Source organism: Leclercia pneumoniae (genome assembly GCF_017348915.1).
Classification (GTDB): Bacteria; Pseudomonadota; Gammaproteobacteria; order Enterobacterales; family Enterobacteriaceae; genus Enterobacter; species Enterobacter pneumoniae.
This window is the reverse complement of sequence record NZ_CP071383.1, coordinates 1896459-1908306: the sequence shown is the minus strand read 5'-3', so window position 1 is coordinate 1908306 and position 11848 is coordinate 1896459. Positions and strand designations below refer to the sequence as shown.

Genomic DNA, 11848 nt, shown 5'->3' with positions numbered 1-11848 from the left:
GTGTTCTTTGCTGAGCGTCCGCGGGGCAGGCGCTCAGCAAAAACGGCGGACAGGGGCCCCTGTCCGCAACGAAATTAAGCGGTAGTACGTTCGTTCCACGAATCGGAATGAATGATGTTGCCGTCTTTATAGGTCCAGGTGATTTTCTCGTAGCGCAGCTCAATCTGTTCCAGATGGTTGTGCTTCTCGAACGCCGGGTCCTTGATGTCGTGCATTTTTGGCGCAACCTTCACCAGCTTCACGTTTTCCAGTTTTGTGTTGAAGTACTCCACTTCCTGGCCCGCGTCGTTGATTTTGTACCACTTGAATTCAGCCGATTTCAGGGTCTGGCCGGTGGTCACCGCCTTGTACAGGTACGGGCTGGAGGAGTCGATTTCCTTGGTGAACAGGAAGGGGGTGTGGATACGCGTGCCGGTCAGCTTGCCGGTGTTGTTGTCGGTCGGGATGTACAGGTTATGCTCCTGCGCCACCACTTCGATGCTGCCCTCACGGTCTTTCACATCCACGGAACCTTTAATGTCCGCGCCGCCGTCGTCCTTGAGCCACAGATAAACAGGAATTGCCATGTTATTTCTCCATTTCATTTTTTAATGCGCCATCATCCTGCAATGACGCATGGGGGTTGCCCGGTAACTTGCAGGCGTTCGCCTGCGGCACCAGGCTGATTTCGACACGGCGGTTCAGCGCCCGGCCTTCCGGCGTGTTATTGGTTGCGACAGGCCGGCTTTCGCCGTAGCCCTGCACTGCAAAACAGCTCTCCGGCACGTCGCCGGTGTCACGCATCCAGTCGCGCACCGATTCCGCGCGCTTAAGGGAAAGCACCTGGTTGGATTTGTCGTCGCCGGTGCTGTCGGTATGGCCCGCCACCACAATCAGCCAGCCGGGCTTCGCCTTAATGCCCACCAGCGAGTTGACCAGCAGCTTCGTGGAACCCGGCTTCAGCGCCCACCTGCCGGTGTCGAACAGCGACATGCTGTCGAGGCGGATCGTCTGCGGTCCCTGCACGATCTGCTTGATGATCGGACGAGGCGGAGGTGGCGGCGTCCAGTCGTTTATGGCTGCCTCCGCTGGCGGGATCAGACGCATCCCCTGATACAGCCCCAGACCGTAGCGCAGCGGCTCGCCGCGACGCAGCCAGTCATCAAGCAGGCGGCTGTCGGCGCGAAGACGCTGCTGAGCCTGCAGTTTTGGCTCAGGGGGCGTACCGCTAAGGCGGTGATAGACGGCAAGGTGATCGCCAACGCTGCGGACCAGCCGCTGGTTGTTAATAAAGGAAGCCAGCATCGCCAGCGCGAGGAAAAGAAAACAGACACCCCCAGCCAGACGTATATCCTGCATCCGGCGACTGACACCCTGGCGGCGCGGCAGATACGGAAGAAGGACATCCGGGAGAGAGAGCATTTCCGACACGGGCGCACTGTCCGGGGCGAGCGTGGTGATCTCCCCTATTTGCTGCTGCCAGAGATTATCCGCAACGGCAGAGACCGGCGTCAGACTGATACCGCAGGCGCAGAGTGTCAGGGCCGGAAGTTCGGCCTGTCGGGTACTCAGCGGCGGGTTAATATGACGATCTATCAGCGCCAGTACGCTGTTCAGCCAGAGCGCGTGGTAGAGCCGGAAAGCGTGACCGGCGGCCTCACGCTGCCAGTCCTCAACCGGAAGTGGAAGATGGCTGCTCTGACGCACCCGCACACCCGGCAGGTCCGGCGTCACGGTAAACCAGCGCTCCTCTTGCGGGCATTCGCCGTCCGGCGGTGTTACCCAGACTGTGTTCCAGACTGGCGGCAGGCCATTCAGCCACGCGCGGCACTGCACAATACTTCGCCGCCATCCGCGCAGGGACTGCGCCAGCCCCTCTTCTGAATGATGCTGCTCCGGCACAACCGCCAGCAGCACCGAAACCTGGGGTATCAGGTCAGGACGGACGTTCGCCAGATGCCGGGCCAGCAAAGGCAGTTGCTCAGCATTCTCTACCCGCAGATACCAGCCCTGGCGCGTTTCCCTATGCGCCAGGCCCTGCGAAAACAGCGATGCGGTATCGCCACAGACGAATACCACTGCCCCCTGAAATTCCTCGGGCGGTAGATTGTTCTCTTCGCGCTGTTCACGGGCCGCAGATAGACGCCGAAACCGTCGCCACTGCCGCCATAGCACCGCGCCGCCCATCACTAAAATACACAGGCAGAGGGCAAACCGACTCCCGCCGGAAAGCGGCCAGAAACCCAGGACCAGCCACAGCGCCAGTACAGTAGCGAGCATCGTCAGTACTACCCGGGATAATTCACGCATCCCTTATCCCTGCCCTGCAATATGTGACACCATCTGCGCCAGTACTGAGGAAAAGGTGAACCACAGCGCCACCAGCACCACAAAGCCTGCCGCCCAGCCCAGCCAGTAGAGCCTGCGTCCACTGCGCAGCCCTGGTGCCTTGACCACCACAGGCGAATCCTGCGTCAGGGTAAAGGGCGGGACATGCTCGCTGAGCGCACGGATCACGTCCTCGCGCCGCTCGTCATTTTGCGCACGGTATTCGCCGACAAAACCGAGCTGTAACGTCCGGTACAGGCAGGTCAGTACCGCAACATCCGGCGCGGGTTCCCGCAGGATGAAGCGGATGCGCTCCCACAGCTCTTCACCCGCGTTCAGGGTGCTAAAAAACCGGGCCTGCAACGGATCTTTACGCCACCTACGGTAGCCATCATCCTGCCTGTCACGGTTGAGCACGCTCTCATCCAGCAGGGCGCAGTAGGCATATAACATCCGGTCACAGCTCAGCTCGCTGAAGCCCGCCTGAGTCAGAGATTCGCGGGCATCCTTCACCCACCGGCAGGCGCGGCGGTAAAGCGCCTCGCCGTCCTGGATCTCATGGCCACTTCGCAACTGGCTGACCATCAGCCAGCCTGGATAAAACGTTTGGTTGATCAGATCAGTATCCGGGGTATTCATGAGCGCAGCACCGCAAAGAGTTCAAGTTTCACGTCACCCAGCGATTGTGGCGTGTAGAAGGTGCAGTTTCCTGCTTCCAGCATGGCGCGGGCCGCATCGGTGGACAGGTCAAGCGCAAAGTACTGGTTCTCCAGACGCAGCGGGATAGCCGCAGGGACATGGCTCAGCGGTTTAATGACCATGCCGCTGAGGGCGATATTGACCACCTCAGACACATCGTCATGGCTGCCTGCTTTACACAGCTGCGGGAAGCGGGTCTGCAGTTCGTGGTTTGGCATGGAAGAACGCACGGAGAGATAGAAATCCGCGCCTTCGCGCAGCCGCGCATCGTGCAGTTTTCCGCGCCAGATTTCCTGGTCCTCACCCTGTTCCAGCGCAATGGCGATTACCCGCGACGGCAGGCTGGCCTCCAGAAGATGGTCCAGAAGGGTAAACAGCGGCGGAAACACTCGCTCCGGCGCGTCGTGCCGGTAAGGAGGAATATCGTCGACATTGTGCCCGAGAGAAAACGTCAGCAGGCTGCCGGCAAGCCGTGCCAGCTCCCGATACAGCAGTTCAGGGTGGCGTGTCGGCGTCTGGTGCAGCTCTGTCAGCACGGGCTCGGCGCTATTTAGGGCATTAAGCAGCCAGAACAGGGAAACGTCCGCCACGGCGAAATCCGCCATCCGCTCATTGCTTTCACGTCGCATCGACATCAGACGCTTACGCCGTGCTGACAGGCGGTGCAGGAGATCCCTGAGTTCACCCGTCAGGACGGGACTGGCCTCCAGCGACAGTAGCGGTGGGATAAATTCGGCATCCCGGACCCACTGCCCCTGCGTATTGCGGGTAAGCCTCGCCACCGGGCAGGTCAGATACGCGCTGTTTTCCTGAGTGGACAGCCGCAGCGTCAGCGCATGACGCAGTACCGCCAGATCGCTACGTTCATGACCGGCAAGCTCCTGAACCGTCACCCGCTCAGACATCCAGCGACGAGGACGGGCGCTGTCGCGCCCGTCATCCAGATTACCGCCGTTCGCGCTGAGCAGGGGCAGACACAGCAGCACCTCTACACTCTCCTGCCCCACTGCGGACACATCACATACCGGCGGCAGGTTATCCGCCAGATCCGTGTCCACCAACGTTCCGTCGGCAAAACGTACCGCCAGACGCGTGGCATTGAGGCGGGAGGACGACAGTGCGCTGTCGTCAAACTCAGCGCACAGCACACCCCAGGGATGCGCCAGCGCCATTCGCGCGACGTTATCAGCAACGTGCGCATCCCAGCGGGCCTGCTGCTGGAACTGTTGCGGGGCCAGAAACGCCCCGTCACTCCATAACGGACGATAAATTTTCATCCCTGCTACCGCCTTACGCTTTCGCTTTCGGCATCTGGCTGACCAGAGACAGGTTCACGTCCATCCCTTCCACCTGGAAGTGCGGCACCGCATACAGACGCACGCGGAAGAAGCCCGGGTTGTCCTCGATGTCTTCCACTACCACCTTCGCATCGCGCAGCGGATGGGATGCCTGCAGCGCGTCGCCCGGATCGGTCATTTCGGTCACCAGACCCCGCACCCAGGTGTTCAGCTCCAGCTCCAGCAGGCGGCGATCCTTGGTGGTGCCGATGTTTTCACGCTGGATCAGCTTCAGGTAGTGGGCAATGCGCGACAGCAGGAAGATGTACGGCAGACGCGCGTTGATGCGGCTGTTGGCGGTCGCATCGGCGGTGTCGTACAGCGCCGGTTTCTGGGCAGAGTTCGCCGAGAAGAAGCAGGCGTAATCGCGGTTCTTATAGTAAGACAGCGGGATAAAGCCGAGATTGGCGAATTCGAACTCGCGGGTTTCCGGGATCATCACCTCTGACGGGATTTTCACCTGGTTGCCGGTGCCCAGATCATACAGGTGGATAGGCAGATCTTTCACCGCCCCGCCCGCCTGCGGGCCACGGATCTGCACGCACCAGCCGTTGTTGATGAAACTCTTCACCATATTGGAGGCGAAGGAGAACGCCGCGCTGGTCCAGAGGTATTTCTCGTGATCCGGGCCTTTCACCTGCTCAACGTAGTTGAAGCTACGCACCGGCACGGTGTCCGGACCGTACGGCAGGCGGCCCAGCACGCGCGGCATTACCAGCCCGATGTAGCGGGAGTCGTCGGTGTCACGGAAGGATTTCCACTTGATGTATTCGGCGCGGTCGAAGTAGTTAGCGATATCCTTAATCGCGGCCACCTCTTCCATGGAGTCTTTCAGGAAGAATGTCGGGCCAACGGAGCCGATAAACGGCATATGTGCCGCGGCGGAGACGTTGGAGATGTTGCGCAGCAGCGCGATGTCCTGCGGGCTGGCGTCAAACTCGTAAGAGGAGATCACCGAACCGATCGGCTCACCGCCCGGGGTATCATATTCGGCGGTGTAGGTGTGCCAGTAGAGGCCGCTCTGGATCAGTTCCGGCGCGTCCTCGAAGTCCTGACGCAGATCGTCTTTGGACACATCCAGAATTTCGGTTTTTACGTTCTGACGATAGTCAGTATTGTCGACCAGTTGTTTCAGGCCACGCCACAGGGATTCGACTTTCTGGAATTCAGGATGGTGCATTACCGCATCAAGCTGGCGGCTAATCTGGTAATCCAGTTCGGCGATATGGTGGTCGATCAAGGTCTTGTCGAGCTTTTCCACCTGCTGCCCGGATTTACGGATACAGTCCATAAAGACCTGCATCGCCGCCGTCAAACGCTCGCCCGCAGACGCATCGGCAAGGGCAGCATCATCCATAAAGGCGTTGATATCGCCAAGATGGGAAGCCGGCGTCAGATTAATTTTTTCGAACAGGGAGGCGTAAACGCTCTCTTTTTCCAGCACCGTAGTATGACCCGGTGCCGCAGCAGTTTCAGTATTGACAGTCATCAGCATGTTCCCGATTAATCCATTAAAAGAGAGGCCCGACGGTTATTTCGGGGCCAGCGCACTCATTTCGTCGCGTAATTCCTGAGACAGAGCCGGATCTTTGAGAATTTTCTCGAGCTCTTTTCTGAAAGTGGCGTTATCAAGGAGATTGGATTTAAGGTCGCGTAATAAATTACGCATTGCCAGCATGGCGCGAAGTTGAGGTATTTGACGAGCAACCTGTTCTGGCTCGAAATCTTTGATATCGGAAAAACTCAGCCTTACATTTTCTGCGGAGTCACTGTTTACCAGCGTATTCTTAACGTTCAGGTTCACCTCTGGATTAAATTCTGAAAGCACGCTGTTGAAATTGTTTTTATTGACGTTGATTTTCTCTCGTTCAGATAATGGCCGGGATTCTTTGCCATTACTGAAATCACCCATGGTGAGGAGTTTAAGCGGCAGTTCGATTTTCTTCTGCGCCCCCCCTGTATGCAGGCTCAATTTTAAATTTATTCGTGCTTTTGGCACTTCATTCTGGAACGTGTCAGCCATAGCATTCCCTTTCCTTGCAAAATGTTTATTGAGTGGATGGGCACTTTATTGCAAAAGCGATAATAGTGTAAACCACTAATAAAGATCAACATTTTAGATCTTAGGGCCACCATAAGAAATTACTTAAGAATTTTCTTCTTCATTGAGAATATGATGAACATTCCGCATGCCTGACAGATAAGAGAAATCAGCCGCTTCGTTTGAAAAGGGTAGACATATAGGCTAGAAATATAAAAATCATTACTTTTATATCGAAATTATCATTATTTATTGATTTAGATCACTCCATTCAACAACGTATCTTTATTATTGCTTTCATGGCGATTATTTCATTAAGAATATTCTTCGGCCTGTTCTTGCAGGCCTGCGCTGAGATTGACTCCATTATCAGACAAAAAATATCGCCCGCATTTTTTGTTTAAGAATTTCAGAGAGGATTGCGCGTTCCTCAATTCTGATTATGCAACGCCGAAGACGAACCGCAGACTATTCTTTTCATTCGATACTGAACGCAAAATCAACAGCGTAAATAAGAGACAGCGTTAACACCACCTACAAAGTATCTCGTCAGGTAAATATCCAGGCAGGTCGCTATTAGCTGAACAGAATATATTGGTAGCCCTAACCGATCGACAGAATGGGGGCGGTGTACGGATTCACCCGGACGCACCATTCTGCTGAATCTCAGTGCCTCTCTTTTTAATCACCCTTTTCGACGAAAAGAAAACGGGCCCGAAAGCCCGTTGGTCGTGATGATTAGCTCAGTGCTTTTTCCTTTGCCCTTGTGGCTTGCTCCAGGTAACGTTGGTATCTTTCCCGAAACCAGACCTTTTGTTCGTCATTCATATTGCCAGTGACGGCACCAATATCAACGGGTCGTCCCATCGCCTGCATCCGGGCAAAACTGCGCGCCAGAAAGTCAAAATTGGTGACGGAATATGGATTCTGTTCGTTCATAGCATCTCCCTCCTGATTGTTGTTTATCGCAAGGTCATATGCTTTCTGAAGTCAGTATTCGCCTGTGGCAGATCATTTTTTACGCACTCCGTGCCTCATTTACGCGCCAGACCTGCCGGGTTTCACATTTTTCGTCCACACTTGATCCAGAGGACTTTTTTCGGCATGGCGTTGAGATAAGGATGCATAAAAAAATGAAAAAAATAGCGATTGTCGGCTCGGGTCCCACAGGGATTTATACGTTCTTTTCGTTACTTGAGGCGAAAGAAGCGTTATCGATTACGGTTTATGAACAGGGTGAAAAAGCCGGTATCGGCATGCCGTACAGCCATGACGATAACTCCAGGATGATGCTGGCCAACATCGCCAGTATCGAAATCCCCCCTCTCTTTATGACTTACCTCGACTGGCTACGTCTGCAGCCTGTTGAACATTTGGCCCGTTATGACGTTGCACGAGACTCCCTGCACGATCGCAAGTTTCTGCCGCGCTTGCTGCTGGGCGAATACCTGCGCGATCGCTTTCTCGCCTGCGTGGAACAGGCGAAAAAACAAGGCTTCGACGTTGAGATAAAAGAGTCTTGTCAGGTTACTGATCTGCAAGCAACACAAGAGGGGGTCATGCTGTGGGAAGATGCGGCACCCGAGCCGCGTAATTATGATTTTGTTGCGATTGCTACCGGGCACGTCTGGCCGGATGAAGAGGAATCTAGCCGCACGTATTTCCCAAGCCCCTGGTCCGGCCTGATGGAAGCAACGGTTCCGGCCTGTCGGGTGGGCATTATGGGCACCTCATTGAGTGGTCTCGATGCGGCCATGGCGGTGGTGATCCAGCACGGGACGTTTTTCGAATCTGATGCACAGCCGTGCCGCTTTGAGCTCGATGATGGCCACGAAGGGTTGAAGGTAGCGTTAATGTCGCGCACCGGAGTGTTTCCCGAAGCGGACTTTTACTGTCCGCTGCCCTACGAGCCCCTTGAGGTGGTCACAGACGCCGCGCTAAAGGCTGAAATCGAACAGGGCCCGGAGGGGTTACTCGACCGGGTCTTTGCCCTGATGGTAAAGGAGATTAGCCTTGCCGATCCGGCCTGGAGTGACCATATCGCGCTGGCGACCCATGATGCAGATAGCTTCTCAAAAGCCTGGTTCGCTGAACGTCGTGAGCATGACCCTTTTAAATGGGCCGAAGAGAATCTGCGTGAAGTCGAGGAGAACAAACGTAACAAGCATACCGTCCCCTGGCGATACGCTATTTTGCGTATGCATGAGCCGGTTCAGGAGATCGTGCCTCACCTGAACGATGACGACAGAAAACGGTTTAAATCCGGCCTGGCCCGGGTCTTTATCGATAACTATGCGGCTATCCCCTCGCAGTCGATTCGCCGCCTGCTTGCACTGCGTGAGGCTGGGATCATCAACATTATCGCGCTGGGCACCGACTACCGTCTGGATATTCAGGAAGACCGAACCATCATCACCACTGACGAGCGGCGCTATGAATTTGATGTCTATATTGACGCACGCGGTCAGCGGGCGCTAAAAACCAAAGATCTGCCGTTCCCACGCCTGCGCGAACAGCTTCAGGCCGTCGGGGACGACATTCCGGACGTGACCGAGAATTACACTCTGCACGATCCCGTCGAAGCACGGGGCCGCATCGCCTTTGGTGCCCTGCCATGGCTGATGCAGGACCGACCCTTTGTGCAGGGTCTGACCGAAAGTGCTGACATTGGTGCCGCCATGGCGAGGGCCATTCTCTCTCCGTCGCAACGGATACGCCGACGCTTAGACTAGCGTCGGCGTGACACAGCGGGAGCGCTATGAGCGACGTTTTTCAGCAACGCTGCTGGCGTAGATAAAGCACAGGGCTATGCCCAGGCAGATCACGGCGCCAAAGCGGTTGAAGGAAAAAGGGATGGCCGCATTGCCCAGCCAGCCAAAATTGTCGATAAGCAGGCTCATGGCCAGTTGCCCAAAAATGACCGCCACCGTGGCTACGGCGGTGCCGATGCGTTGCACCGCTATCACCATAATAATGATGTAAGGGACACCAAACAGCGCCCCGACCAGTTGCCATTTCGGAACATCCAGCAGCGTGACCGGATGAGCGGGTTCAAAGAAGAGGATGAGCAGCGACGTCACCAACGCGCCCACAGAAAAGGTCAGAAACGCGCTCTTGAAGACCCCCACTTTACTGCCAAGCTGCCCGTTAATCGCAGCCTGAATACTCAACATCGCCCCGCCAATCACGGCGAGCATAATCATTACTATCGTCATATCTTACCCCTGCGCGACGAAGATGAGCGCGGCAATGATAAACACCAGCGCAAGAAGTCGTTTACGGTCAATTTTACGGTGCGGCGTACCAAACAGGCCGTAATGATCTATCACCAGGCTTTTGAACACCTGCCCGGCCAGAATACCTATCATCGTTAACGCAATGCCGATCATCGGAGTGGTAACCGTCAGGATAATGACGTAAACCGGCCCAAGAATGCCGCCCAGCAGCTGCCAACCGGGTTGCGAAAAATACGAAGGCGCATTACGTGGACTAAAAAAGAGCATCAGCAAAAACGTTAACGCCGCGCCTACGCCAAATATGCTCAACGTTGCCCATAAATCGCCAACCTCTTGTCCCAGCGGCCCCAGCAGACCGGCCTCTACGGACAGTCCCATCCCTCCGGCAATGACTAACCCGATCAATAAAAATTGCATAATAGTGACTCTTTTGTTGTTCAGGTCCGGAAGGGTACGCGTTTGTATTCATGAGAAAAATGCTACAATCGGATAAACACCTTTGCAGGAACTGCATCAATGACCGATTCGGGTAGTATCACCCTGCGTACTTTGCTCATTTTTATAGAAGTCTATGAAACGCATAATTTTTCCGTGGTGGCACGCCAGCAGGGGATCTCGGCTTCACAGGTGTCGCGGGTGATCCATCAGCTCGAAGATGCCCTCGGTCAGCAGCTCTTTTATCGCAACACGCGCTCAATCATCCCCACCGAAAATGGTCATCTGTTTATCCGCTATGCCCGAGAGATGACTCGTAGCCTCGACGAGGCGCGTCGGGAGCTAGCCGCCAGAACCCAGCAGCCCACCGGTCTGGTGCGTATTAACGCTCCGGTGTTTTTCGGCCAGCGGCACGTTGCCCCTGCCCTGCCGGGCCTGAGCGAGCGCTATCCGGGACTGGATATCGAGCTCATTCTGACCGACGACTATATCGATCCGCATAAAGACGCTGCTGATGTGATCTTTCGCATCGGCGCTCTCACCAACTCGTCGTTTCACGCCCGTACCTTCGGACGCCAGGTGTATCATCTGGCCGCCGCCCCCGGATATCTCCGCCGCTCTGGCACGCCGGCGAGCCCTGACGACCTTTCATCTCACCGTTGTCTGGTGTACCGGGGTTCTTCGGGTCCTAACCGCTGGTTTTTTCGCGCGATGGGCGCTGACTGGACACACTACCCTGTGTCGCCCTTGATGACCTCTAACAATGCGGAGGCTTTGCTCATCGCCGCGCTGGGGGGGATGGGATTGGTGCTGTTTCCGGACTGGCTGATTGGCGATAAGCTGCAAAGCGGGGAACTTGTTGCGCTACTGCCCGAACTTGAGGCGACCATCAATACCGAGCCGCAACTGATTTCGGCACTTTATCCCGATGCGCGTCATCCTTCTCTGAATGTCAGGGCGGTAATTGATTACTATCTGGAGGCGTTTGGCTCGCCTCTCTACTGGCAGAGGGGATAAAAAAACGCGGCCTGAGCCGCGTTTAGATTATTCGCAGTAAACGTCCGGATTATCCGAAAGCGAAACGAACGATTTGCTGTTTTTATCCAGCGCATGAATCACACCGCTTTCAATATCGTAGACCCAGCCATGCAGGCGCAGCGCGTTGTTACGCAGGCCGACCGCGACAGACGGATGGGTTTTAATGTTATTAAGCTGCGCAATGACGTTTTCCTGCACCATTGCGTTCACTTTATCTGTCTCGTTTTCCCAGCTTTTCTTATCCACTACCGCTTTCGCCGCGTCTGAGTAACGTAACCAGTGGGCGACAGCCGGCATCGGCTCCAGATCCTGGTTGGCGGCGATGGCTTTCATCGCGCCACAGTTGGAGTGGCCGCAAATCACGATATCGGTCACGCCCAACGCAACCACCGCATATTCGATGGTTGCTGACACGCCGCCCGGCTCTGGGCCGAATGACGGAACGATGTTGCCCGCGTTACGAATCACAAAGAGCTGTCCCGGTTCCTGCTGGGTGACCAGTTCCGGTACCAGGCGGCTGTCGGAGCAGGAGATAAAAAGTGCTTTGGGGTTCTGGCTGGAAGCCAGGCTGCGGAACAGTTCTTTACGTTGTGGGAAAATTTCTTTCTGAAAGTTGAGGAAACCCTCAATGATATGTTGCATAGCACTGTCTCTTTTTCGGTTTTAATGACTGCATGACAAAGATCACAGTTTTAAAGTGTACCACCGGCAGGTAAAACCGGAAGGGGAATTAAGCGAGATGACACGTTTTGCAA

The 11848-nt window shown here is 55.6% G+C and carries 12 protein-coding genes; 2 read left to right on the top strand and 10 right to left on the bottom strand.

Annotated elements, in window-relative coordinates; translation table 11 throughout:
• Nucleotides 1-74: 74 nt before the first annotated feature.
• From hcp to glgS, 7 genes are all read right to left on the bottom strand, one after another.
• Complete coding sequence (hcp, locus tag JZ655_RS09175) at nucleotides 75-566, bottom strand: type VI secretion system effector Hcp (protein WP_006178104.1); 492 nt, start codon at nucleotides 564-566, stop codon at nucleotides 75-77.
• A 1-nt stretch (nucleotide 567) separates the two neighbouring features.
• Nucleotides 568-2289 carry an OmpA family protein gene (locus JZ655_RS09170; protein ID WP_207293616.1) on the bottom strand — a complete coding sequence of 574 codons (1722 nt, stop codon included), beginning with the start codon at nucleotides 2287-2289 and terminating at the stop codon, nucleotides 568-570.
• 3 nt (nucleotides 2290-2292) lie between these two features.
• On the bottom strand, nucleotides 2293-2946 hold the full coding sequence (tssL, locus tag JZ655_RS09165; RefSeq protein ID WP_207293615.1) for a type VI secretion system protein TssL, short form: 654 nt from the start codon (nucleotides 2944-2946) through the stop codon (nucleotides 2293-2295).
• Nucleotides 2943-4283 carry a type VI secretion system baseplate subunit TssK gene (tssK, locus tag JZ655_RS09160; RefSeq protein ID WP_207293614.1) on the bottom strand — a complete coding sequence of 447 codons (1341 nt, stop codon included), beginning with the start codon at nucleotides 4281-4283 and terminating at the stop codon, nucleotides 2943-2945. Before tssK ends, tssL begins: the two co-directional genes overlap by 4 nt.
• A 13-nt stretch (nucleotides 4284-4296) precedes the next feature.
• The gene (gene tssC, locus JZ655_RS09155; RefSeq protein WP_207293613.1) at nucleotides 4297-5832 is read right to left on the bottom strand and encodes a type VI secretion system contractile sheath large subunit; all 1536 of its coding nucleotides are present in this window, start codon (nucleotides 5830-5832) and stop codon (nucleotides 4297-4299) included.
• Between the two features lie 42 nt (nucleotides 5833-5874).
• The gene (tssB, locus tag JZ655_RS09150; RefSeq protein WP_207293612.1) at nucleotides 5875-6366 is read right to left on the bottom strand and encodes a type VI secretion system contractile sheath small subunit; all 492 of its coding nucleotides are present in this window, start codon (nucleotides 6364-6366) and stop codon (nucleotides 5875-5877) included.
• 756 nt (nucleotides 6367-7122) lie between these two features.
• Entirely contained in the window at nucleotides 7123-7323 is a 201-nt protein-coding gene (gene glgS, locus JZ655_RS09145; protein WP_207293611.1) for a cell surface composition regulator GlgS, read from the bottom strand.
• A gap of 194 nt (nucleotides 7324-7517) precedes the next feature.
• Between glgS and JZ655_RS09140 the strand changes: the two genes are divergently transcribed.
• Entirely contained in the window at nucleotides 7518-9116 is a 1599-nt protein-coding gene (locus JZ655_RS09140; RefSeq protein ID WP_207293610.1) for an FAD-NAD(P)-binding protein, read from the top strand.
• 24 nt (nucleotides 9117-9140) lie between these two features.
• On the opposite strand, the gene JZ655_RS09135 is transcribed toward JZ655_RS09140, so the two are convergent.
• Both JZ655_RS09135 and JZ655_RS09130 read right to left on the bottom strand, forming a co-directional pair.
• The gene (locus JZ655_RS09135; protein WP_046885943.1) at nucleotides 9141-9599 is read right to left on the bottom strand and encodes a DMT family transporter; all 459 of its coding nucleotides are present in this window, start codon (nucleotides 9597-9599) and stop codon (nucleotides 9141-9143) included.
• 3 nt (nucleotides 9600-9602) lie between these two features.
• Nucleotides 9603-10037 (bottom strand): DMT family transporter, encoded by a 435-nt coding sequence (locus JZ655_RS09130; protein WP_046885942.1) that lies wholly within the window; start codon nucleotides 10035-10037, stop codon nucleotides 9603-9605.
• 99 nt (nucleotides 10038-10136) lie between these two features.
• On the opposite strand from JZ655_RS09130, the gene JZ655_RS09125 reads away from it, so the two are divergent.
• A complete protein-coding gene (locus JZ655_RS09125) occupies nucleotides 10137-11072 on the top strand; it encodes a LysR family transcriptional regulator (RefSeq protein ID WP_040075959.1) in 936 nt (311 codons plus the stop codon).
• Between the two features lie 27 nt (nucleotides 11073-11099).
• Here JZ655_RS09125 and JZ655_RS09120 read toward each other — a convergent pair whose 3' ends face one another.
• The gene (locus JZ655_RS09120) at nucleotides 11100-11735 is read right to left on the bottom strand and encodes a carbonic anhydrase (RefSeq protein WP_040075960.1); all 636 of its coding nucleotides are present in this window, start codon (nucleotides 11733-11735) and stop codon (nucleotides 11100-11102) included.
• Nucleotides 11736-11848 lie beyond the last annotated feature (113 nt).

Coding starts and splice junctions, on each gene's coding strand:
- hcp (WP_006178104.1), bottom strand. CDS start 566: ATGGCAATTCCTGTTTATCTGTGGCTCAAGGACGACGGCGGCGCGGAC.
- JZ655_RS09170 (WP_207293616.1), bottom strand. CDS start 2,289: ATGCGTGAATTATCCCGGGTAGTACTGACGATGCTCGCTACTGTACTG.
- tssL (WP_207293615.1), bottom strand. CDS start 2,946: ATGAATACCCCGGATACTGATCTGATCAACCAAACGTTTTATCCAGGC.
- tssK (WP_207293614.1), bottom strand. CDS start 4,283: ATGAAAATTTATCGTCCGTTATGGAGTGACGGGGCGTTTCTGGCCCCG.
- tssC (WP_207293613.1), bottom strand. CDS start 5,832: ATGACTGTCAATACTGAAACTGCTGCGGCACCGGGTCATACTACGGTG.
- tssB (WP_207293612.1), bottom strand. CDS start 6,366: ATGGCTGACACGTTCCAGAATGAAGTGCCAAAAGCACGAATAAATTTA.
- glgS (WP_207293611.1), bottom strand. CDS start 7,323: ATGAACGAACAGAATCCATATTCCGTCACCAATTTTGACTTTCTGGCG.
- JZ655_RS09140 (WP_207293610.1), top strand. CDS start 7,518: ATGAAAAAAATAGCGATTGTCGGCTCGGGTCCCACAGGGATTTATACG.
- JZ655_RS09135 (WP_046885943.1), bottom strand. CDS start 9,599: ATGACGATAGTAATGATTATGCTCGCCGTGATTGGCGGGGCGATGTTG.
- JZ655_RS09130 (WP_046885942.1), bottom strand. CDS start 10,037: ATGCAATTTTTATTGATCGGGTTAGTCATTGCCGGAGGGATGGGACTG.
- JZ655_RS09125 (WP_040075959.1), top strand. CDS start 10,137: ATGACCGATTCGGGTAGTATCACCCTGCGTACTTTGCTCATTTTTATA.
- JZ655_RS09120 (WP_040075960.1), bottom strand. CDS start 11,735: ATGCAACATATCATTGAGGGTTTCCTCAACTTTCAGAAAGAAATTTTC.